Below are 20,731 nucleotides of genomic sequence, written 5' to 3'. Positions count from 1 at the left end.
TCTTTTCGCCGAGCGATGGATTGCTTCGCTTCGCTCGCAATGACGGTTGAGGCAGGCAGGGAGACACTTCGACAATGGCGTCCAGCAATAAGCTCAGTCCGATACCGCATCCGCCGAAGAAGCCCGTCGTCGGCAATATGCTGTCGCTGGATCCCAACGCGCCGGTGCAGCATCTGGTCAAGCTCTCCAAGGAGCTCGGGCCGATCTTCTGGCTCGACATGATGGGCGCGCCGATCGTGATCGTCTCCGGCCACGATCTGATCGACGAACTCTCCGACGAGAAGCGTTTCGACAAGACGGTGCGTGGCGCGCTGCGCCGCGTCCGCGCTGTCGGCGGCGATGGGCTGTTCACCGCCGACACGACAGAGCCGAACTGGAGCAAGGCGCACAACATCCTGTTGCAGCCGTTCGGCAACCGCGCGATGCAATCCTATCACCCGAGCATGGTCGACATCGCCGAGCAGCTCGTGAAGAAATGGGAGCGACTCAACGCCGACGAGGAAATCGACGTCGTGCACGATATGACGGCGTTGACGCTCGACACGATCGGGTTGTGCGGCTTCGACTATCGCTTCAATTCGCTCTACCGGCGCGACTATCACCCATTCGTGGAGTCGCTGGTGCGCTCGCTCGAGACCATCATGATGACCCGGGGCCTGCCGCTGGAAAATTTGTGGATGCAGAAGCGGCGCAAGACGCTGGCCCAGGACGTCGCCTTCATGAACAAAATGGTCGACGAGATCATCGCCGAGCGCCGCCGCAACGCGGAAGCCGCCGAGGGCAAGAAGGACATGCTCGGCGCCATGATGACCGGCGTCGATCGTTCCACCGGCGAGCAGCTCGACGACGTCAACATTCGCTACCAGATCAACACCTTTTTGATTGCCGGACACGAGACCACCAGCGGGCTGCTATCGTGCACGATTTACGCGCTGCTCAAGCATCCCGAGGTGCTGAAGAAGGCCTATGAGGAAGTCGATCGGGTGCTCGGGCCTGACATCAACGCGAAGCCGACTTATCAGCAGGTGACGCAACTCACCTACATCACGCAGATTTTGAAGGAAGCGCTGCGGATGTGGCCGCCGGCGCCCGCCTACGGCATCTCGCCGCTTCAGGACGAGACCATCGGCGGTGGTAAGTACAAACTGAAGAAGAATACGTTCATCACCGTGCTCGTGATGGCGCTGCACCGTGACCCCAGCGTCTGGGGTCCGAACCCGGACGTGTTCGATCCCGAGAATTTCAGCCGCGAGGCTGAAGCAAAACGCCCGATCAACGCCTGGAAGCCGTTCGGCAACGGCCAGCGTGCTTGCATTGGCCGCGGCTTTGCGATGCACGAGGCGGCGCTGGCGATCGGCATGATCCTGCAGCGCTTCAAGCTGATCGATGTGCACCGCTACCAGATGCACCTGAAGGAAACGCTGACGATCAAGCCTGATGGTTTCAAGATCAAGGTGCGCCCGCGCGCCGACAAGGACCGCGGCGCGTTTGCCGGTCGCGCGGCGGTGGCCGCTGCCGCTTCGAACGCTGCGGTGCCGCAGGCGCGGACCCGCCCGGGCCACAACACGCCGCTATTGGTGCTCTATGGCTCAAACCTCGGCACGGCGGAAGAACTGGCGACGCGGGTGGCTGACCTCGCCGAGGTCAACGGCTTTGCTACCAAACTCGGCGCGCTCGACGATTATGTCGGCAAGCTGCCGGAACAGGGCGCGCTGATGGTCTTCTGCGCCTCCTATAATGGCGCCGCCCCCGACAACGCCACGCAGTTCGTCAAATGGCTGGACAGCGGCCTGCCGAAGGATGCGTTCGCCAAGGTGCGCTACGCCGTGTTCGGCTGCGGCAACAGCGACTGGGCCGCGACCTATCAATCCGTGCCGCGCATGATCGACGAGCAGTTGGCGGCGCACGGGGCGCGCAGCCTGTACGCCCGCGGCGAGGGTGATGCCCGCAGCGATCTCGACGGCCAGTTCGAAAAATGGTTCGCGGCGGCAGCACCCGCGGCCATGAAGCAGCTGGGTGTCGATTCCGGCTTCGCCCGCAGCGCCGACGACGCGCCGCTTTATTCGATCGAACCGGTGGCACCATCGGCCGTTCACACCATCGTGGCGCAGGGCGGCGTCGCGCCGATGAAGGTGCTGGTCAATTCGGAACTGCAGAACAAGACCGGCGCTAGTCGTTCCGACCGCTCGACCCGCCACATAGAGGTGGAATTGCCGCCCGGCATCACTTACCGCGTCGGTGACCATCTCAGTGTGGTGCCGCGCAACGATCCCGCGCTGGTTGATTCCGTCGCGCGCCGTTTCGGTTTCCTGCCCGCCGACCAGATCAGACTTCATGTCGCCGAAGGCCGCCGCGCGCAATTGCCGGTCGGCGATGCCGTGTCGGTCGGGCGTTTGTTGACCGAGTTCGTTGAGTTGCAGCAGATCGCGACCCGCAAGCAGATCCAGATCATGTCGGAGCACACGCGCTGTCCCGTCACGAAGCCGAAGTTGCTTGCCTATGTCGGCGACGACGCCGCATCGACCGAGCTGTACCGTTCAGACGTTCTGACAAAGCGCAAATCGGTGTTCGATCTGCTGGAGGAACATCCGGCCTGCGAACTGCCGTTCCACGCCTACCTCGAAATGCTGTCGCTGCTGGCGCCGCGCTATTATTCGATCTCGTCGTCGCCTTCTTCCGACCCGGCGCGCTGCAGCGTCACCGTGGGGGTGGTGGAATCGCTCGCGAGTTCGGGGCGCGGCGTCTACAAGGGCGTGTGCTCGAACTATCTCGCCGGACGCCGCGTCGGCGATACCGTTCATGCCACCATACGCGAGACCAAGGCCGGTTTCCGGCTGCCGGACGATCCGCTCCAACCAATGATCATGATCGGTCCCGGCACGGGACTAGCGCCGTTCCGCGGCTTCCTGCAGGAGCGCGCGCATAGCAAGGCGCAGGGCGCCAAGCTCGGCCCGGCGATGCTGTTCTTCGGCTGCCGCCACCCCGAACAGGATTTTCTCTATGCTGAGGAGTTAAAAGCCTTCGCGACCGACGGCATCACCGAGCTGCACACCGCGTTCTCGCGCGCCGACGGGCCTAAGACCTATGTGCAGCATCAGGTGGCGGAGCAGAAGGACCGTGTCTGGAGCCTGATCGAGCAGGGCGCGATCGTCTATGTCTGCGGCGACGGCGGCAAGATGGAGCCTGATGTCAAGGCCGCGCTGGTTGCAATCTATCGCGAAAAGTCCGACGCTGATACCGATGCCGGCCTGCGCTGGATCGATGATCTCGGCACCAAGAACCGCTATGTGCTGGATGTCTGGGCGGGCGGATAAGGCTTACTCCGCTGTCGTCCTCCGCGAAGGCGGAGGACCCAGTACGCCGCGGCGGTTGTGATAGACGTGCGCAACCACAGCGGTCTCTGGAATACTGGATCGTCCGGTCCCGGCTTCGCCAAAAGGCTTCGCCGAGGCTATGCCGTGCTGGCGCGCCGTAGCTTTAGCGGAGGCGGCAAGCCGGACGATGACGGCGCGTGAGGCCGGCCGATCATGCTACAACGCTCCGCATGATTCCCTGGGAAAAGCTCGACACCGCCCGCATTCCTGGCACCGATGACGAACTCCGCCTCATGCGCCGCGGCACGGAATTCTCCATCAAGCTCGGCAGCAACGAGCTGATGAACAGCCGCCTGTCCGGCTCGGAAGCCGCGCTCGCGACGCTCGCCGCGAAGAAGATCGAGAAGGTCGCGAAACCGCATGTGCTGATCGGTGGATTGGGCATGGGCTTTACGTTGCGTGCGGCGCTCGGCGTGTTCGGCAATGAAGCGAAGATCATGGTAGCGGAGCTGGTGCCGGCGGTGGTCAATTGGGCCCGAGGCCCGATGGCAGAAATTTTTGGCGACAGCCTGGACGATTCCCGCGTGAGCATTCGAGAGACGGATGTCAGCGAGATCATCCGGTCGCATCGTTCGAAGTTCGATGCCATTCTGCTCGACGTCGACAATGGACCGGAAGGGCTTACTCGTGAGGGCAATGATGCGCTCTACAACGCTGCAGGCCTGCATGCGACGCGCGCCGCGCTGCGACCGGGCGGCGTCCTTGCCGTATGGTCGTCAGGGCCTAATCCCGCGTTCGCAAAACGTCTTCGCGCCGCAGGCTTCGACGTCAATGAAGTCAACATCCGCGCCACCGGCAAAGGCCGCGGCGTGCGTCACGTAATCTGGATTGCGGTGAAGGTTTAGCGTCAGACGCGTAGCCCGGGATGGAGCGCAGCGCAACCCGGGGCCGCTGTTGATGTTGGTCGAATCCCGGATTACGCTGCGCTCCATCCGGGCTACGCAGGCGCTATGCTGCCTTCGCCGCGGCACCCTGCGCGTGCCCGGCAATCGCGCCGATGATCTGCGGCCACATCGGGATCGGCAGCGCGTGGCCCATGCCTTCGATCATCAGCAGCTTTGCACCGGGGATCGACGCCGCGGTGTCCTTGCCGGCTTCGGGGCGGACCAACGGATCGACGGTGCCGTGAATGACCAGCGTCGGAATCTTCAGGTGACGCAGCCGTTCCTTGCGGCTGCCGGAGGCGAGCACCGCCCGCAACTGCCGGCCGACGCCGTCCGGATTAAGGCCGCGCTCATAGGTGCGCGCGGCGCGGGCGGGGTCGAGCGCCTCGTCTTCCAGGAACGAGCCGACACGCAGCACTTTCCAGGTCTTGGCGAACCGTTCGAAATACTCCTCCTTGGTCCGCGGCGGCGGCGCCATCAGCACGGCCGAGGCCTCGCGCGTCGGCGGCGGCAGTTTTGGATTGCCCGTGGTCGACATGATCGAAGTCAGCGAACGCACCCGCTGCGGGAACGAGAGCGCGACTTCCTGGGCAATCATTCCACCCATCGATGCACCGACCAGATGCGCCGACTGGATGCCGAGCACATCCATCAGGCCGACGGTGTCCTTGCCCATGTCGATCAGCTTGTAGGGCGCAGCCACCGGGATCTTCAGGAACCGCAGCTTCAGCAGTTCGAACGGCGTCAGGCGCCCGCCGCCGGAAAGGCGCGAGGATTTGCCGATGTCGCGGTTGTCGAAGCGGATGACGCGAAAGCCGCGCGCGGCAAGCTGGCGGCAGAAATCGTCATCCCAATGGATCATCTGGGCGCCGAGCCCCATGATCAGGAGCAGCGGTTCCGCGGCAGGATCGCCGAAAACCTCGTAGCAAATATCGATGCCATTGGCGCGGGCGATCTGAGGCGGCTGATGAGCGAGCATCGCGTGTGTCTTCCCTCAAGTGATATCTGGCTTCAGTAACTATGGCACGGTTTCCCGCACCGCAGAAGACGTCGCAGCGGTTGACCGACCCGCCGCAACGGTGTGGTATGGGCCAAACACAAGCGAAGCGTGGCAAGCGCTCGTAGTCTTTCGGGAGAGGGCGCGCTGATGGCCGACAAAGGCAACGATCCTGCCGTGATCTGGCAGACCATGATCGGGGAGATGGAGAAGGGGTTCAACTCCTTTGCCAACCAGGCGATGGCCTCGCCCGAATTCTCAAAAATGATGAACCAGGTCGGCGGCGTCAGCGCGGGCGCGCAGAAGCAACTCGGCGAACTGATGGAGAAATACCTGCTGGTAATGAACCTGCCGAGCCGGGCGCAACTCGTCGGCATGGCCGAGCGGCTGCAGGCGATCGAAGGCCAGCTCAACGAGATCAAGGCGCTGTTGCATCAGGTGCATCATAACTCGCTGTCGCCGGAGACCGGCTATGGCACGCCGCGGCCGCCGCGCACCAAGCGTCCGCCGGCGGAGGGAGAGCCAAAATGAACGCTCCCGCGGGTCTCGATTTCGCTTCCATCTCGGAGCGGGTCCAGTCCGAGGTGCAGCGCGCGATCCAGCGCAGCATCAAGGGCGTCGAATATATCGCCTCGTCCGGCCCGTCGCTCGGCTCGACGCCAAAGGACATCCTGGCCGCCCGCGGCACCATGAATCTTTATCACTATCGGCCTGTCGCGGATGAAATCTACCGCGTGCCGATCTTGATCGTGATGGCCACCACCAATCGCGGCTATATCCTCGACATGGTGCCCGGCCAGAGCTTTATCGAGTTTCTGCTAAAGCGCGGCTACGACGTCTACATGCTGGACTGGACCGCGCCGAAGCCGGAAGAAAAATCCTTGCGGATGGAGGACTACGTCCTCGACTTCATCCCCGATTGTGTCCGCCGCGTGCAGCAGGATTCCGGCGAGCAGGACGTTACCGTGATCGGTTATTGCTTCGGTGGCGTGCTGTCGCTCTTGTACGGCTCGATCTTCCACGACGGGCCGATGAAGAATTTGATCTGCTTCACCACGCCGATCGATTTCCGCGAGATGAAGCTGTTCCAGAACTTTTCGGACCGCCGCTATTTCGACGTCGATCGCCTCGTCGACAGCGTCGGCAACGTGCCGCCCGAAATGATCCTGTCCTCGTTCGAAATGCTGCGGCCGGCGTCGCGCACCGTCAGCCAGGTGCAATTGTGGGAAAACATCTGGAACGACGAGTTCGTGAAGTCGTACCGCATGTTCGACCGCTGGGCGACCGATACGCTGCCACTGGCGGGCGAGTATTTCCGCGACATCACCAAGAACCTGATGTGGGACAACAAACTTTATAACGGCACCATGTCGGTCGGCGGACGCGCGGCAGATATTTCGAGGATTACGGTGCCGATCCTGCATGCCGTTGCCGAACACGACCACATCGTGCCCTATGATGCGGCCAAGCATCTGATCGCCAAGGTCGGCTCGACCGACAAGGAAGAGGTGATCCTGAAAGGCGGTCACGTCAGCCTTGTCGCCGGCGCCAACGCGATCAAGCGGCTGTGGCCGAAATTGGATTCCTGGTTAGGTAAGAGATCAACATGAGCGAAACACGTTCCTATCCCCGCCACGTCAAGACCGATGCCGGCGATATTGAATTCCGCATGATGGGGCGGGCGGACGAAGCCGCCGTGCTGGCATTTGCGCAAAAACTCCCGACGCACGATCTGCTGTTTCTGCCGCGCAACATCAGCCAGCCCAAAGTGCTGTCGGCCTGGATCAACGAGATCGAGCGCGGCCAGATCGTAAGCCTGCTGGCAGTGAAGGCGGGGACGGTAGTCGGCTGCGGCACCCTGGTGCGCGACCCGCATTCCTGGTCACCCCATGTCGGCGAGATCCGGATGGTGGTGTCGCTTGATGTCCGCGGGCAGGGGGTCGGCCGGGCGCTGTCCCAGGAGACCTTTGCGCTGGCGCTCGGCGCCGGGCTGGAAAAGCTGTCGGTACAGATGACCGTCGACCAGCAGGCGGCGATTGCCTTGTTTGAGAGCCTTGGTTTCCGGGCCGAGGCCCTGCTGCGGGACCACGTCCAGGATGTCGACGGCAAAAAGCATGACATCGTCGTGCTCGGGCACAATGTGGCGCAGGTTTGGGCGCAGCTCGAGGCCTATGGGGTCGCGGGGGCGGTTCAGCACTAGCGAGACACAAAATCGCGATAACAACCCCATGCAAAGTAGATGGGGCCGGCTCCGGCGTTAGCCTAAAGTGGAACTTTTGCCGGTTCTCTGGGCAAACCGCTCATCCATTAGACTGATCACGAACTCGTGATGTCGCGCTGCAACATTAATGTTGCGACGCACCATTAACTATGGCACAACACGGGTGCCCCGGGCCAATCCGGACGGGGTGAGCCCATAGCTCAAACCGAGGATGGAGAGACCCCAATGACCACCGAAACCAATTCCGTGCTGAACACCGTCAAGGAAGCCTTTGCGCCCGTCACCGAGGCGTTCACGAAACTCCAGAACCTGGAAGTTCCGGAAGCCGCCCGTGAGTTCGTGAAGAAGCAGACCGAGACCGCCAAGGAGCGCGCTGCCGACTTTTACGCCGGTTCGGAGAAGGCGACCGCTGCGATCGAGACCGCCGTTGCCGGTTCGGTTTCCGAGGCCGCCAAGATCAGCCGCAACATCCAGCAGGCGCTCTATCAGGACGCGGAAGCGTTCTTCGCCGGCATCGACAAGCTCGCTTCGGCCAAGTCGCTGAGCGAAGCTGCCCAGATCCAGTCGGACATGGTCCGTGCGCGCGGCGAAGTGCTCGTCTCGCGGGCGAAGGCCACCACCGAATATCTCGGCCAGCTGGTCGCCGACAGCGCCAAGACCGCGCAGGACAATTTTGCCAAGGTCTACTCCAAGACCGCCTGATCGCGATCTAGCTGACAACTGCCGTTTTCGAAGGCCCGCTTTTGCGGGCCTTCTTTTTGTGGGGTGTCCGCATAGATCCATCCAAACCTCATGGTGAGGAGGCGCTCTTGCGCCGTCTCGAACCATGAGGCCACGATGGGGCCTGCATCCTTCGAGACGCGGCGAAGACGCCGCTCCTCAGGATGAGGGTCGTCGTTCATTCGAAAGCCACCATGACGCTTCCCGCCACCTTTGTCATCGACAGCCCCGGCGACGCCGCGCGCGCCGCCGAGTTGCGGCGCGTAAAATTGCTGGCAACGTCGGTGCTGGCGGCGACGTTTGCGATCTTCCTCGCCGCACGGACGCTGCTGCCGCTGCACCCGGTCTTCGGCTTCATCGCGGCGTTTGCGGAAGCTGCCACCATCGGCGGCCTCGCGGATTGGTATGCAGTGGTGGCGCTGTTCAAGCGGCCGTTGGGACTGCCGATCCCGCACACCGCGATCATCCAGAGCAACCAGCATCGTATCGCCGACAAGCTCGGCGAATTCATCGAGAAGCATTTCCTGGAAGCGGCTCCCGTCGAAGCCAAGCTGCGGCAGATCGATTTCGGCGCCTTCATCGCCGACTGGCTGCGCGATCACAAGCGCAGCGAGGATCTCGCACGCTTTGCGCTGCGGCTGCTACCCGAAGCGGTGGCAGCGACAGAGACCTCCGGGCTGATGACGTTCGTCAGCCGCCGCATCACCGCGCAACTGATGGCGATCGATCTCGCGCCGCTCGCGGCCGGAACGCTGCGCGCCTTCGTGAAGGAGGGGCGGCATTCAGGCCTGCTCGATGACATCCTGCGCGCGGTGCATCAGACGATGACGCAGGCCGAAACCATGGCGATGATCCGCGAAAAGATCCGCGCCGAGTTGCCGACGCTGCTGAAGCTCTATCGCGCCGACAAGTTCCTGGTGAACAAGATCGTGGCTTCCGCGACCGCCTTTTTCGAGGAAGTCCGCAACGATCCCGCGCATCCATTCCGCGGCGAGTTCGATCGCATGGTGCTGACGTTTGTTGATCGGCTCGGTACCGATCCAAGCTATGCCGAACGTATACAAGGTCTGAAACGCGATCTCCTGGCGCGTCCCGAACTCGCCGGACTTGCACGCCACATCTGGGCGAACGCGCGCTCCTTTTTCGAGCGTAGCGCGTCGGGCGAGACCCAGGTGTTGGAGCAATATCTGGTGCGCATGTTCGTGAAGGCGGGCGAGGCGCTGGCCGGCGATGCCGAGCTGCGCACCGAGATCAATCAGGGGCTCGTGACCGTGCTCCGAACTGTTATCGCCGAACAGAAGAGCGGCGTCTCGACCTTCATTTCCGATCAGGTGAAATCCTGGGACATGGGGCAATTGATCTCGCTAATCGAGATCAACATCGGCCGCGACCTGCAATACATCCGCTTCAACGGTTCGCTGATCGGCGGGCTTGCAGGATTGGCGCTGTACACCCTCGAATACCTGCTGCGGCTGCTGTGACTAATTGATCACGTCAACGCTTTCGTTATCCCGGATGTGATCTGGGCCGCTTGCAAGACTAAAACCGGTTCCTTAGCTTTTTTAGGAACAATGTTGCACTGCGAACGATTCTACCAGGTTGCATCTACTTAGCTGAACCAGTGGCCGGCTGCCGCGACGTAAGGGGCCGAGCCCGAGGAGATATGATGTCCGTTGCTGCGCAGACGCTTTCCCCGCCGTCCAGAACCCTGATGCTTTTGGAGGGGCGCGCCATTCACGAGCTCGGCGCGTTTCTCGGCGCCTTGCCGCTGCTGAGCCTGGCGCCGCGCGGCGACGGGCATCCGGTGCTGGTGTTGCCCGGCCTTATTGCATCCGACACCTCGACACGGCCGCTGCGTAGCTTCCTGCGCACGCGCGGCTATGCCGTCAGTGGCTGGCGCCAAGGGCGCAACCTCGGCCTACGGCACGGCGTGCAGAACGCCATGGTTGATCTGGTGCAGGAGTTGAACGACACGCACGGTCGCAAGGTCTCGCTGGTCGGCTGGAGCCTCGGCGGTCTCTACGCGCGTCAGCTTGCCAAGATGATGCCGGAGCGCGTGCGCTCGGTTATCACGCTGGGCAGTCCGTTTGCGTCGGGACCGAAGGCGACCAACGCCTGGCGCGTCTACGAAATGGCGAGCGGCCGCCGCGCCGACGAGGAGGACGCGCGTTTCGGCGGATCACTTGCAGGCACGCCACCGGTGCCGACCACCGCGATCTTCAGCCGCACCGACGGTGTCTGCGCCTGGCAGGGCTGCATGGAGAAGACATCGGCGACATCAGAGAGCATCGAGGTCGAAAGCAGCCACTGCGGCATGGGCCATCACCCAGCGGTCGTGTACGCAGTGGCGGATCGCCTGGCGCAGCCGGAGGGCGAGTGGGCACCGTTCGATCGTAGCGGCTGGCGCAGCGTGGTTTATCCGAATCCGCATCGCTGAGCTGGCGCAGATCCTATCTGCGTGTTTCACGGCCTCATGGTTCGAGACGCGCGGCGTTGCCGCGCTCCTCACCATGAGGGTCTAAGACCTCATCCTGAGGAGCGGCCCCTTGGCCGCCTCTCGAAGGATGAAAGCCCCGCTCTCTCCGTTGTCGCTCTCCTACAAAACGCGCTATGCCTTGACGCATGCCGCCGCCGCTTGCCCGCATCATCCAGCAGTTGAAACGCGAACCGTCGCGCACGGGTTCGATCGTCATCACCGTATTCGGCGATGCGATTGTGCCGCGTGGCGGTTCGGTCTGGCTTGGCACGCTGCTCGAATTTTTTGCGCAACTCGACATTGATGCCAGCGTGGTGCGCACCGCGATGTCGCGGCTGACCGCCGACGGCTGGTTCGAGCGCGTTAAAGTTGGCCGCAACAGTTTTTATCGCCTGGTCCAGGGCGAACGGCAGACCTTCGATATCGCAACCAGGCACATCTACGGCCCGCCGGCCTCCGACTGGACCGGACGGTTTGAGTTGCTGCTGATCGGCAATGGTGGGGATCGCGACGCCGCGCGCGAGGCGCTGAAGAACGCCGGCTTCGGCAGTCCGCTGCCGGGCGTGTGGGTCGCGCCGTCGGGCGTGCCGGTGCCGGCGGAAGCCGGCGGTGCCATTCGCCTCGAGGTATCCGCCGAGGACGATAGCGGACGACGCCTGCTCAGCGAGAGCTGGCCGCTGGATCGTACCGCCGACGCCTATCAGAAGTTCATGAAGACCTTCGAGCCGCTGCACGGCTGGATCGGCCGCGGCGAGCGGCTGACCGAGGCCGAGGCCTTCACCGCGCGGATCCTGCTGATCCACCATTACCGGCGCGTGGTGCTGCGCGACCCGTTACTGCCGACCGCGTTATTGCCCGCGGACTGGCCGGGCAGGGCTGCGCGCGCGCTGTGCGGCGAGATCTACCGGGCGGTACTTCCCGCGTCAGAACAATGGCTTGACCGCCATGCGACCAACGAAAACGGGCCCCTGCCAAGGCCAGGCGGGGAACTTTCGAGGCGATTCGACGGGCCGTAGAAATGTTACAGAAATCTATTGCACATCTGGATTTGTGTTATATATTTCCTCCTAACAAATTCCGGGAGGTCCGCCCATGTACACGCAGGCGCTCAATACGTCCGACGGCGAAGACCGCCACATTGAGGACGCTAGGCGGGCCGCGCAGTTTCAGGCGCGCATCGATGCCGATGAGCGCATCGAGCCCAACGATTGGATGCCGGCCGCCTACCGCAAGACGCTGACGCGGCAGATTTCACAGCACGCGCATTCCGAAATCGTCGGCATGCTCCCCGAAGGCAACTGGATCACCCGCGCGCCATCCTTGCGCCGCAAGGCGGCGCTGCTTGCTAAGGTGCAGGACGAATGCGGCCACGGGCTTTATCTCTACGCCGCCGCCGAAACGCTCGGCTCTTCCCGCGAAGAGCTCGTCGACCTGATGCTGGCGGGCAAGGCAAAGTATTCCTCGATCTTCAACTATCCGACGCTGACCTGGGCTGATATCGGCACCATCGGCTGGCTGGTCGATGGTGCAGCGATCATGAACCAGATCCCGCTGTGCCGCTGCTCCTATGGTCCCTATGCGCGCGCGATGATCCGCGTCTGCAAGGAGGAATCATTTCATCAGCGCCAGGGCTTTGAGATCATGCTGACGCTGTGCCGCGGCACCGACGAGCAGAAGGCGATGGCGCAGGACGCGCTGAATCGCTGGTGGTGGCCGGTCTTGATGATGTTCGGCCCACCCGACCAGGTCAGCCAGCACAGCGATACCTCGACCAAGTGGAAGATCAAGCGCTTCTCCAATGACGAGCTGCGGCAGAAATTCGTCGACGCCACCGTGCCGCAGGCGCAGTTCCTCGGGTTGACGATTCCCGATCCCGGCATGAAGCAGAACACCAACGGTAATTGGGAATACAGCGCGATCGACTGGGAAGAGTTCAAGCACGTGCTGGCCGGCAACGGGCCGTGCAACCGCGACCGTCTGGCGGCGCGGCGCAAGGCGCATGAGGATGGCGCCTGGGTACGCGAAGCGGCGATGGCCTATGCCGAGAAGCAACGGCAGCGGTCGACGCTGCAGGCGGCCGAATAGGAGAGACGCGATGGCAACGCCGAACATTCCGCTCTGGGAAGTCTTCATCCGCAGCCGCAACGGGCTGGCGCACAAGCACGTCGGCTCGCTGCACGCCACCGACGCGACGCTGGCGCTGCAGGCCGCCCGCGATATCTACACCCGCCGCGGCGAGGGGCTTTCGATCTGGGTGGTGCCGTCGAGCGCCATCACGGCGTCCGATCCATCCGAGAAAGGCATGATGTTCGAGCCGGCGGAGTCGAAGATCTACCGGCACCCGACGTTTTACGACGTGCCCGACGAAGTCGGGCATATGTGAATCTCTCACCCCTCATGGTGAGGAGCGCGGAACGCGCGTCTCGAACCATGAGGCCCGCGGCCCATCCTTCGAGACGCGCCTTCGGCGCTCCTCAGGATGAGGTTTGAGCAAGTGGATACAGGTGGATTTAGAGAACATGTCCGCAGCCAACATCCAGGTCTCCGAAACGCCGCTGGTGCTCTACATCCTGCGCCGTGCTGATGACGCGCTGATCCTCGGCCACCGGCTGTCGGAATGGTGCGGCCACGCGCCGATGCTGGAAGAGGACATGGCGCTCGCCAATATGGGCCTCGATCTGCTCGGCCAGGCGCGCGAGCTCTATACCTACGCGGCCAAGGTCGAGGGCAAAGGCAACGACGAGGACAAGTTCGCCTATTTGCGCGACGTCAGGCAGTACCGCAATCTGCTGCTGCTGGAGCAGCCGAACGGCGATTTTGCCCGCACGATGGTTCGGCAGTTCTTCTACGCCACCTTTGCGGACCTCTACTGGCGCGCGATGATGCGCTCCAGCGATGCGATGCTGGCGGCGATCGCGGCCAAGTCGGAAAAGGAAAGCGCCTATCACGTCCGGCATTCCTCGGAATGGATCATCCGTCTCGGCGACGGTACCGAGGAAAGCCATCGCCGCGTGCAAGCTGCGATCGACGAACTCTGGGCCTTTACCGGCGAGATGTTTTCGGTCGACGACAGCGAGCGCGGCCTGATCGATGCCGGCATCGCGGTCGATCCGGCGCCGCTGCGTCCGCAATGGCTGAAGACGATCACCGGCGTCGTTGGTGAGGCAACGCTTGTCTTGCCTGATAATAACTGGATGCAGCAGGGCGGCCGCAGCGGCCGGCACAGCGAGCATCTCGGCCATCTCCTCAGCGAGCTGCAATCGATGCAGCGCACGTTCCCGGGTGCGACATGGTAACGGCTGTTCTCAGCGATACCGATCTGCGCCGCCGCGCCTGGGAGGCCGCTTCACAGGTGGTCGATCCCGAGATACCCGTGCTCACCATCGCCGATCTCGGCGTGCTGCGCGAGGTCGAAGTCCATGACGGCCGCGTCGAGGTCGCGATCACGCCCACTTACTCTGGCTGCCCCGCGATGAACATGATCGCGCTCGAGATCGAGCTGGCGCTGGAACGCGCCGGCATGCCGCGGCCGACCATCCGCACCGTGCTGTCGCCGGCCTGGACGACGGACTGGATGAGCGAGGACGGCCGCAACAAGCTCAGGGCATACGGTATCGCGCCGCCGCAGGCCTCCAGCTCGCGCCGCGCGCTGTTCGGCGAGCAGCAGGTCGCCTGTCCACAATGCGGCTCGCAAAACACCGAGCTGCTGTCCGAATTCGGCTCGACCTCCTGCAAGGCGCTGTGGCGTTGCAAGGCCTGCCGCGAGCCGTTTGATTATTTCAAGTGTCATTGACCATGTCCGTAATCAATGCAGTTCGAGAGGGAGTACCGTCATTGCGAGCGAAGCGAAGCAATCCATCCCACCACGTGGCGAGAGGTGGATTGCTTCGTCGCTTTGCTCCTCGCAATGACGCGGAGAATAGCTGATGTCCCACGCGCCGCGTTTCCATCGTCTTGCCGTCAGCGACCTCCGTCGCGAGGCTGCGGATGCAGTATCGATGTCGTTTGCGCTTCCGAAGGAGCTGGAAGGCGACTACAGTTTTACGCCGGGACAATACCTTACTTTGCGCACCACGATGGACGGCGAGGAAGTGCGCCGCTCCTATTCGATCTGCTCCGGGCCTGACGATGGCGAGCTGCGCATCGCGGTGAAGAAGGTCGATGGCGGCGCGTTTTCGAACTGGGCAGCGGAGGAACTAAAGGCCGGCGACGAGCTCGACGTGATGACGCCGACCGGCCGTTTTGGTATCGCTCATGCGCCGGAGGAGGCCCGGGTCTATGTCGGCTTTGCCGCGGGAAGCGGCATCACGCCGATCCTGTCGATCGTCAAGGGCGTGCTGGCCCGCGAGCCGAACAGCCGGTTCTTCCTGTTTTACGGCAACCGCACGACGTCAAGCATGCTGTTCCTCGAAGAACTGGAGGAATTGAAGGACCGCTTCATGCAGCGGTTGTCGCTATTCCACGTTATTTCGGGCGAGGAGCAGGATATCCCGATCCTGCATGGCCGGCTCGATGGCGCAAAGGTGCGCGTGCTGCTGCGCTCGCTGGTGCCGGCCTCACAAGTCGACCACGTCTTCATTTGCGGTCCCGCCGGCATGAGCGAGGATATCGAGGCGACCTGCCGCGAGATCGGCATTGCGGAGGATCGCATCCACGTCGAGCGCTTCGTCTCGGAGTTTGGCGGCAAGCCGCGCGCGAAGAAGGTTGTTGAAGCGTCCGCGCCGCCCAAGGCGATCGCCTCGCTGATCATCGACGGCAAGCGCCGCGAGGTGCCGGTCGCCGAAGGAGAAGCCATCCTCGACGCCGCGTTGCGCGCCGGCATGGATCTGCCGTTCGCCTGCAAGGGCGGCATGTGCTCGACCTGCCGCGCCAAGCTGGTCGAGGGTGAGGCGCAAATGGAAGTCAATTATTCGCTGGAGCCGTGGGAACTGAAGGCGGGATATGTCCTGACCTGCCAGGCGCGGCCGTGCTCGGACAGGGTCGTAGTGGATTATGATCATGTCTAGCGACGATGTCATTCCGGGGCGATGCGCAGCATCGAACTACGATGTGCAATTGCACATCGGAGAATCTCGAGATTTCCGGGTTTGGTGCTTACGCACCATCCCGGAATGACAGAGGTGGTTGAGGTGCGGGCTCCTTGACCCCAAACACTAATAGACTACGGAAAGAGGCCAAACAGGCCCGCGCGCACAAGGGAGAGAACGTCATGGATCCGTCTCGCCGAGCGGGCACACCGCTATGAACGCCGCGCTTTCGCCCGACGAGATCGCCCGCGCCTGCGCGGAGGCGATGTGGAAGGAAGACGACGCGAGCAAGGGCCTCGGCATGAAAATTGTCGAGGTCAGGCCAGGGCAGGCGACGCTGACGATGACGGTGCAGCCGCACATGGTCAACGGTCAGCGCATCGCCCATGGCGGCTTCATTTTTCTCCTCGCCGATTCCACCTTCGCCTTTGCCTGCAACTCCCGCAACGAGCGCGCGGTGGCCGCGCAATGCGACATCGCCTTCATCCGCCCGGGTAAGCTCGGCGACGTGCTGGTCGCGACCGCGCGGGAAATTTCGCGCAACGGCCGCTCCGGGATCTATGACGTGCGCGTCACGTCGGGCGATGTCGTGATCGCTGAATTCCGCGGTCATTCCCGCATCATCGCCGGCACGTGGCTGCCGGCCGCGGACGAAGAAACCAAACAAAAATAGCTAGCAGAGGAACGCGCCATGGCCATGGCAAGATTGAAATCCAGCGGAAGCGGTTACGGCGCTGAATTGGATGAGGCCGAGCGCGCCTCGCGCGACGAGATCATGGCGTTACAGACCAAACGCCTCGCCTGGTCGCTCCAGCACGCTTACGATAATGTCGCGCACTACAAGAAGGCATTTGACGCGGCCGGCGTGCATCCGTCCGATTTCAGGCAACTCTCCGACCTCGCCAAATTCCCGTTCACGGTGAAGACCGATCTACGGGACAATTACCCCTTTAACATGTTCGCCGTGCCGCGCGAAAAGCTGGTCCGCGTCCACGCGTCCTCGGGCACCACGGGCAAGCCGATCGTGGTCGGCTATACGCAAGGTGATATCGATATCTGGTCGGAGGTGATGGCGCGCTCGATCCGCGCCGCCGGCGGCCGCACCGGCATGATCATTCACAACGCTTATGGTTACGGTCTGTTCACCGGCGGGCTCGGTGTGCATTACGGCGCCGAGAAATTGGGTTGCACGGTGGTGCCGGTCTCCGGCGGCATGACCGAGCGCCAGGTGCAACTGATCAACGATTTCAAGCCTGATATCATCACGGTGACGCCGAGCTACATGCTGGCCATTCTCGACGAGTTCAAACGGCAGGGCCTCGAACCGCGTCAGTCGTCGTTGAAGTTCGGCATCTTCGGCGCTGAGCCCTGGACCAATGCGATGCGTGCGGAGATCGAGCAGGCCTTTGACATGGATGCGACCGATATTTACGGGCTGTCGGAAGTGATCGGTCCCGGCGTGGCGCAGGAATGCGTGGAGACCAAGGACGGCCTGCATATCTGGGAGGATCATTTCTATCCCGAGGTGATCGATCCCGAGAGCGCCGCGGTACTGCCCGAAGGCGAGAAGGGCGAGCTGGTATTCACCTCGCTGACCAAGCAAGGATTTCCGATCATCCGCTACCGCACCCGCGACCTGACGCGGCTGTTGCCGGGAACGGCGCGGTCCGGCATGCGGCGCATGGAGAAGGTCACCGGCCGCTCTGACGACATGATCATCCTGCGCGGCGTCAACGTATTCCCGACCCAGATCGAGGAAGCGTTGCTTGCGACCGACTGGTGCGGCGGCCATTTCATCATCGAACTGACGCGCGAAGGGCGCATGGACGAGATGACCGTCCTCGCTGAAGCCCGCCCCGAAAGCTGGGACGGCAGCGGGCTGCTCGCGCACGCCGAAAAGGTCGCGCTCTTCATCAAGAACACCATCGGCATCACCGCGCGCATCAAGGCTGTGGCGCCGAACACGCTGGAACGTTCGCTCGGCAAAGCGAAACGCGTTTACGACAAGCGGCCGAAAGAATAATTTTATCCCCTCATGGTGAGGAGGCGCGCCAGCGCCGTCTCGAACCATGAGACCACAGATGGGCCTGCATCCTTCGAGACGCGGCGCAAGCGCCGCTCCTCAGGATGAGGGATTAGAGCGGAGAATGCGAAGTGACGGAAGGAGCCTTTCTCTACATTCTCCGATGTGCGGATGGCAGCTTCCACATCGGAACAACGCGAACGGCATTGGAAATGAGGATCGCCCAGCACAACGCCGGGACGTTTGGCGGCTACACCTCAACTAGATTGCCGGTAACACTGGTTTTCTCGTAATGGTTCGATCGAGTGACGGATGCCATAGAGAATGAACGCAAGCTGAAGAAGTGGAGCAGGGCGAAGAAGGAGGCTTTCGTGCGAGGTGATCTCGCGGCCTTACGACAGCTTTCCAAACGTAGATCGCCACACCCTTCGGAACGACCGTCGCGGGACAAAAGCCCCTTGAACTAAATCGGCAGTCCGATACTCATGGTGGCAGGCTGCGATCTACGGTCATCACCAATGAGTCAATCTCAACACCTACAGGAAATATCGGTGAAGCCGGCCGCCAAACCAGATAGCCTCACAGTCCAGGCCCGCTGCGTCCGCCTGCCGGCAAAGGCCGCCGACGCTGCCTCACTTGCGCCGTTGATCGAAACGCGCCCGCTGTCGCGTGCCGACAACGAGTTGCTGATCGAGATCAAGGCCGCGGCGGTCAATCCGTCGGACGTGAAGGCCGCGACCGGGCTGATGCCTTATGCGGTGTTTCCGCGCACGCCGGGCCGCGACTATGCGGGCGTTGTCATCGATGGGCCGGACAGCCGGATCGGTCGCGAGGTGTTCGGCTCGTCCGGCGATCTCGGTATTCGCCGGGACGGCACGCATGCCACGCATCTCGTGGTCGAAGCCGACGCCGTGGTCGAGAAACCCAAAAGCATTTCATGGGAAGAGGCGGCCGGGATTGGCGTGCCCTTCGTTACTGCAATGGAAGGCCTGCACCGCGCCGGCATCCCGAAAGCGGGTGAGACCGTGCTGGTTATGGGCGTCAACGGCAAGGTCGGGCAGGCGGCGGTGCAGATTGCGAGCTGGCACGGCGCGCGCGTGATCGGCGTGGTGCGCAAGAGCGAGCCCTACGAAGGCCACACCAACTCAACGGTAGAAGTCATCGACGCTTCCGCCACCGATGTTGCGGCGAGCGTGCGCGAACTCACCGGCGGCAAGGGCGCCGACATCGTGTTCAACACGGTCGGCGATCCCTATTTCCAGGCCGCACACCAATCGCTGGCGGTGCGCGGGCGGCAGATCCTGATCGCGGCGATCGACCGCATCGTGCAGTTCAATATTCTGGAATTCTATCGCGGCCAACACACCTATGTCGGCATCGACACGCTCGGCCTGTCGTCGATCGCGACCGGCGCGGTGCTCCGGGAACTCGGACCCGGCTTTGCCAGCGGCCATCTCAAGCCGTTCCCGATCAAACCGGCCGCGATCTATCCGCTGGAGCAGGCTCGCGCGGCCTTCATCGCGGTCGCCGGCTCGTCGCGCGATCGGGTGATCCTGCGGCCTTGAAACAGGCATTCGCTGGAGGCGCGGGATTCCTCCATTTTTTCGTGGGGGACAAACCTGCCGTACGTCGCCCGCGCGCAATGATTTTATTCCGCCGTCGCCGACTTCGGCGGGCGATTCATTCTTCGCGTCGTTGCGGCGTGGACGCGCGCATTTTTCCAACATATTAGCAACTGCTGAAATGGCTTCCTATTTGAGCGGTCACGGCTGGATCGGCCGCGCGGGAACAGGGAAACACCAGTGCTGGACAGTGCCAATATCGTCGTCATCAGCGGATTGCTGATCGGTCTCGTCTATGGATCGGTCGGATTGTTGAGCGGGTTTTGCTTGCTCAGCAGTCTCAGAGGTTTCTGGACTGAAGGCGACGGCCGGCTGGTGCGCACCTACGCGTTGGCAATCGGCGTCGCGGTTGGCATGACGCAGTTGCTGGCCGCGGGCGGCTTCGTCGATCTCGGCAAATCGATCTATCTGCAGCCGTCGTTCTCCGCGCCCGTGATGTTCTTGGGCGGGCTGTTGTTCGGCTACGGCATGGTGCTGTCGAACGGCTGCGGCTCGCGCGCGCTGGTGCTGCTCGGGCGCGGCAATCTCCGCTCCTTCGTGGTGGTGGTCGTGCTGGCGATTTTTGCCCAGATGACGCTGAAGGGCCTGATCGCCCCGTCACGCATCGCAATGGTCGGGGCGTCGCAGACCACGACCACGGCGAACTCGGTGCCGGCCTTGTTCGCTGCCGCGGGCCTGAGCGCAACGGCCGCGCGCATGCTGGCCGCCTCGGTCATCTCCGCAGCGCTGATCATTTTTGCCTTTGCGCATCCGGCATTCCGGCGGTCGCCGGGCCAGATCGCCGCGGGTCTCGTGGTCGGCCTCTTGGTGGCGGCAGGCTGGTTTGCCACCGGCCATCTCGGCGCCGATGATTTCAATCCCGCGCCGGTCACCTCGCTCACCTTCATCGCGCCGATCGCGGACGCCCTGCAATATGTCATGCTGTCGACGGGCTCGACGCTCAATTTCGGCATCGTCACCGTGTTCGGCGTATTCGCCGGCAGCCTGGTGACGGCGCTGTTGACCGGACGCTTTCAGCTCGAAGGCTATCAATCACCGCGCCACATGCTGCGCTCCGGCAGTGGTGCCGCGCTGATGGGCATCGGTGGCGTCATGGCGTTCGGCTGCTCGATCGGGCAGGGCCTGACGGGATTTTCCACGCTGGCGCTTGCTTCGCTGATTGCCTTCGCCGGCATCCTCGTCGGCACCGCCGCCGGCCTGCGCGGCGCGCTGCGGGTTCGGCCATTGGCGGCGGCTTAGGCGTTTCGATACCCGGGCTTTCATGCTTCGAGACGCATCGCTTAGCGATGCTCCTCAGACCGTATGTCCCTCTTCCGATGCGGAGGCGACTCACCCTCGATGCGAGTGCGAGGGTTACCCGGATGGGCCGGGCAGAGCCTCACGCAAG

At 62.9% G+C, this 20,731-nt stretch carries 20 protein-coding genes and 1 pseudogene; 19 read left to right on the top strand and 2 right to left on the bottom strand.

Annotated elements, in window-relative coordinates:
- Positions 1–74: 74 nt before the first annotated feature.
- Positions 75–3,314 (top strand): cytochrome P450, encoded by a 3,240-nt coding sequence (locus tag IVA95_RS22645; RefSeq protein WP_247512503.1) that lies wholly within the window; start codon positions 75–77, stop codon positions 3,312–3,314.
- 230 nt (positions 3,315–3,544) lie between these two features.
- Entirely contained in the window at positions 3,545–4,219 is a 675-nt protein-coding gene (locus IVA95_RS22640) for a spermidine synthase (RefSeq protein ID WP_247512518.1), read from the top strand.
- Positions 4,220–4,322: 103 nt separating this feature from the next.
- Here IVA95_RS22640 and IVA95_RS22635 read toward each other — a convergent pair whose 3' ends face one another.
- The gene (locus tag IVA95_RS22635; protein WP_247512502.1) at positions 4,323–5,237 is read right to left on the bottom strand and encodes an alpha/beta hydrolase; all 915 of its coding nucleotides are present in this window, start codon (positions 5,235–5,237) and stop codon (positions 4,323–4,325) included.
- Positions 5,238–5,405: 168 nt separating this feature from the next.
- On the opposite strand from IVA95_RS22635, the gene IVA95_RS22630 reads away from it, so the two are divergent.
- The 4 genes from IVA95_RS22630 to IVA95_RS22615 all read left to right on the top strand — a co-directional run bounded on the left by IVA95_RS22630 (position 5,406) and on the right by IVA95_RS22615 (position 8,178).
- On the top strand, positions 5,406–5,786 hold the full coding sequence (locus IVA95_RS22630) for a hypothetical protein (protein ID WP_247512501.1): 381 nt from the start codon (positions 5,406–5,408) through the stop codon (positions 5,784–5,786).
- Positions 5,783–6,865 carry an alpha/beta fold hydrolase gene (locus tag IVA95_RS22625; protein ID WP_247512500.1) on the top strand — a complete coding sequence of 361 codons (1,083 nt, stop codon included), beginning with the start codon at positions 5,783–5,785 and terminating at the stop codon, positions 6,863–6,865. The genes IVA95_RS22630 and IVA95_RS22625 overlap by 4 nt, the downstream gene beginning before the upstream one ends.
- Positions 6,862–7,455: a GNAT family N-acetyltransferase gene (locus IVA95_RS22620; RefSeq protein ID WP_247512499.1), complete on the top strand. Its 594-nt coding sequence runs from the start codon at positions 6,862–6,864 to the stop codon at positions 7,453–7,455. Before IVA95_RS22625 ends, IVA95_RS22620 begins: the two co-directional genes overlap by 4 nt.
- A gap of 246 nt (positions 7,456–7,701) precedes the next feature.
- A complete protein-coding gene (locus IVA95_RS22615) occupies positions 7,702–8,178 on the top strand; it encodes a phasin (protein ID WP_213252124.1) in 477 nt (158 codons plus the stop codon).
- Here the strand turns inward: IVA95_RS22615 and IVA95_RS22610 are convergent.
- A complete protein-coding gene (locus IVA95_RS22610; protein ID WP_247512497.1) occupies positions 8,160–8,378 on the bottom strand; it encodes a hypothetical protein in 219 nt (72 codons plus the stop codon). The genes IVA95_RS22615 and IVA95_RS22610 overlap by 19 nt on opposite strands.
- Positions 8,379–8,390: 12 nt before the next feature.
- Here IVA95_RS22610 and IVA95_RS22605 point away from each other — a divergent pair, with 12 nt between their 5' ends.
- From IVA95_RS22605 to IVA95_RS22545, 13 genes and pseudogenes are all read left to right on the top strand, one after another.
- Complete coding sequence (locus tag IVA95_RS22605; protein ID WP_247512496.1) at positions 8,391–9,677, top strand: DUF445 family protein; 1,287 nt, start codon at positions 8,391–8,393, stop codon at positions 9,675–9,677.
- 185 nt (positions 9,678–9,862) lie between these two features.
- Positions 9,863–10,633 (top strand): alpha/beta hydrolase, encoded by a 771-nt coding sequence (locus tag IVA95_RS22600; protein WP_247512495.1) that lies wholly within the window; start codon positions 9,863–9,865, stop codon positions 10,631–10,633.
- A 185-nt stretch (positions 10,634–10,818) separates the two neighbouring features.
- Complete coding sequence (paaX, locus tag IVA95_RS22595; protein ID WP_247512494.1) at positions 10,819–11,688, top strand: phenylacetic acid degradation operon negative regulatory protein PaaX; 870 nt, start codon at positions 10,819–10,821, stop codon at positions 11,686–11,688.
- A 76-nt stretch (positions 11,689–11,764) separates the two neighbouring features.
- Entirely contained in the window at positions 11,765–12,757 is a 993-nt protein-coding gene (gene paaA / locus IVA95_RS22590) for a 1,2-phenylacetyl-CoA epoxidase subunit PaaA (protein ID WP_247512493.1), read from the top strand.
- A gap of 10 nt (positions 12,758–12,767) precedes the next feature.
- Complete coding sequence (gene paaB, locus IVA95_RS22585; RefSeq protein ID WP_057844448.1) at positions 12,768–13,055, top strand: 1,2-phenylacetyl-CoA epoxidase subunit PaaB; 288 nt, start codon at positions 12,768–12,770, stop codon at positions 13,053–13,055.
- A gap of 136 nt (positions 13,056–13,191) precedes the next feature.
- Positions 13,192–13,968, top strand: coding sequence for a 1,2-phenylacetyl-CoA epoxidase subunit PaaC (gene paaC / locus IVA95_RS22580; protein ID WP_247512492.1), 777 nt, complete (start codon positions 13,192–13,194; stop codon positions 13,966–13,968).
- On the top strand, positions 13,962–14,465 hold the full coding sequence (gene paaD, locus IVA95_RS22575) for a 1,2-phenylacetyl-CoA epoxidase subunit PaaD (protein ID WP_247512490.1): 504 nt from the start codon (positions 13,962–13,964) through the stop codon (positions 14,463–14,465). Before paaC ends, paaD begins: the two co-directional genes overlap by 7 nt.
- Before the next feature lie 133 nt (positions 14,466–14,598).
- Positions 14,599–15,678, top strand: a complete 1,080-nt coding sequence (gene paaE, locus IVA95_RS22570) for a 1,2-phenylacetyl-CoA epoxidase subunit PaaE (protein WP_247512489.1) — start codon at positions 14,599–14,601, stop codon at positions 15,676–15,678.
- Between the two features lie 235 nt (positions 15,679–15,913).
- The gene (paaI, locus tag IVA95_RS22565) at positions 15,914–16,372 is read left to right on the top strand and encodes a hydroxyphenylacetyl-CoA thioesterase PaaI (protein ID WP_247512488.1); all 459 of its coding nucleotides are present in this window, start codon (positions 15,914–15,916) and stop codon (positions 16,370–16,372) included.
- A gap of 18 nt (positions 16,373–16,390) precedes the next feature.
- Entirely contained in the window at positions 16,391–17,722 is a 1,332-nt protein-coding gene (gene paaK, locus IVA95_RS22560; RefSeq protein WP_247512487.1) for a phenylacetate--CoA ligase PaaK, read from the top strand.
- A 131-nt stretch (positions 17,723–17,853) separates the two neighbouring features.
- Positions 17,854–18,189 (top strand): annotated as a pseudogene (locus IVA95_RS22555) (GIY-YIG nuclease family protein).
- 51 nt (positions 18,190–18,240) lie between these two features.
- Positions 18,241–19,287, top strand: a complete 1,047-nt coding sequence (locus tag IVA95_RS22550) for a zinc-binding alcohol dehydrogenase family protein (protein WP_247512486.1) — start codon at positions 18,241–18,243, stop codon at positions 19,285–19,287.
- Positions 19,288–19,524: 237 nt separating this feature from the next.
- On the top strand, positions 19,525–20,583 hold the full coding sequence (locus IVA95_RS22545; RefSeq protein WP_247512485.1) for a YeeE/YedE family protein: 1,059 nt from the start codon (positions 19,525–19,527) through the stop codon (positions 20,581–20,583).
- The last annotated feature ends 148 nt before the right edge of the window (positions 20,584–20,731 follow it).

It is taken from the genome of Bradyrhizobium sp. 157 (genome assembly GCF_023073815.1).
In the GTDB taxonomy this organism is placed as follows: Bacteria; Pseudomonadota; Alphaproteobacteria; order Rhizobiales; family Xanthobacteraceae; genus Bradyrhizobium.
This window is presented reverse-complemented; position numbering and strand designations above follow the sequence as displayed.

Bases quoted from the DNA above. Each gene is read 5' to 3' on its own strand.
- paaB (WP_057844448.1), top strand. From the start codon at position 12,768: ATGGCAACGCCGAACATTCCGCTCTGGGAAGTCTTCATCCGCAGCCGC.
- paaD (WP_247512490.1), top strand. From the start codon at position 13,962: ATGGTAACGGCTGTTCTCAGCGATACCGATCTGCGCCGCCGCGCCTGG.
- IVA95_RS22630 (WP_247512501.1), top strand. From the start codon at position 5,406: ATGGCCGACAAAGGCAACGATCCTGCCGTGATCTGGCAGACCATGATC.
- paaA (WP_247512493.1), top strand. From the start codon at position 11,765: ATGTACACGCAGGCGCTCAATACGTCCGACGGCGAAGACCGCCACATT.
- paaX (WP_247512494.1), top strand. From the start codon at position 10,819: ATGCCGCCGCCGCTTGCCCGCATCATCCAGCAGTTGAAACGCGAACCG.
- paaK (WP_247512487.1), top strand. From the start codon at position 16,391: ATGGCCATGGCAAGATTGAAATCCAGCGGAAGCGGTTACGGCGCTGAA.
- paaC (WP_247512492.1), top strand. From the start codon at position 13,192: ATGTCCGCAGCCAACATCCAGGTCTCCGAAACGCCGCTGGTGCTCTAC.
- IVA95_RS22610 (WP_247512497.1), bottom strand. From the start codon at position 8,378: ATGAACGACGACCCTCATCCTGAGGAGCGGCGTCTTCGCCGCGTCTCG.
- paaI (WP_247512488.1), top strand. From the start codon at position 15,914: ATGAACGCCGCGCTTTCGCCCGACGAGATCGCCCGCGCCTGCGCGGAG.
- IVA95_RS22615 (WP_213252124.1), top strand. From the start codon at position 7,702: ATGACCACCGAAACCAATTCCGTGCTGAACACCGTCAAGGAAGCCTTT.
- paaE (WP_247512489.1), top strand. From the start codon at position 14,599: ATGTCCCACGCGCCGCGTTTCCATCGTCTTGCCGTCAGCGACCTCCGT.
- IVA95_RS22640 (WP_247512518.1), top strand. From the start codon at position 3,545: ATGATTCCCTGGGAAAAGCTCGACACCGCCCGCATTCCTGGCACCGAT.
- IVA95_RS22625 (WP_247512500.1), top strand. From the start codon at position 5,783: ATGAACGCTCCCGCGGGTCTCGATTTCGCTTCCATCTCGGAGCGGGTC.
- IVA95_RS22635 (WP_247512502.1), bottom strand. From the start codon at position 5,237: ATGCTCGCTCATCAGCCGCCTCAGATCGCCCGCGCCAATGGCATCGAT.
- IVA95_RS22605 (WP_247512496.1), top strand. From the start codon at position 8,391: ATGACGCTTCCCGCCACCTTTGTCATCGACAGCCCCGGCGACGCCGCG.
- IVA95_RS22550 (WP_247512486.1), top strand. From the start codon at position 18,241: ATGAGTCAATCTCAACACCTACAGGAAATATCGGTGAAGCCGGCCGCC.
- IVA95_RS22645 (WP_247512503.1), top strand. From the start codon at position 75: ATGGCGTCCAGCAATAAGCTCAGTCCGATACCGCATCCGCCGAAGAAG.
- IVA95_RS22600 (WP_247512495.1), top strand. From the start codon at position 9,863: ATGTCCGTTGCTGCGCAGACGCTTTCCCCGCCGTCCAGAACCCTGATG.
- IVA95_RS22620 (WP_247512499.1), top strand. From the start codon at position 6,862: ATGAGCGAAACACGTTCCTATCCCCGCCACGTCAAGACCGATGCCGGC.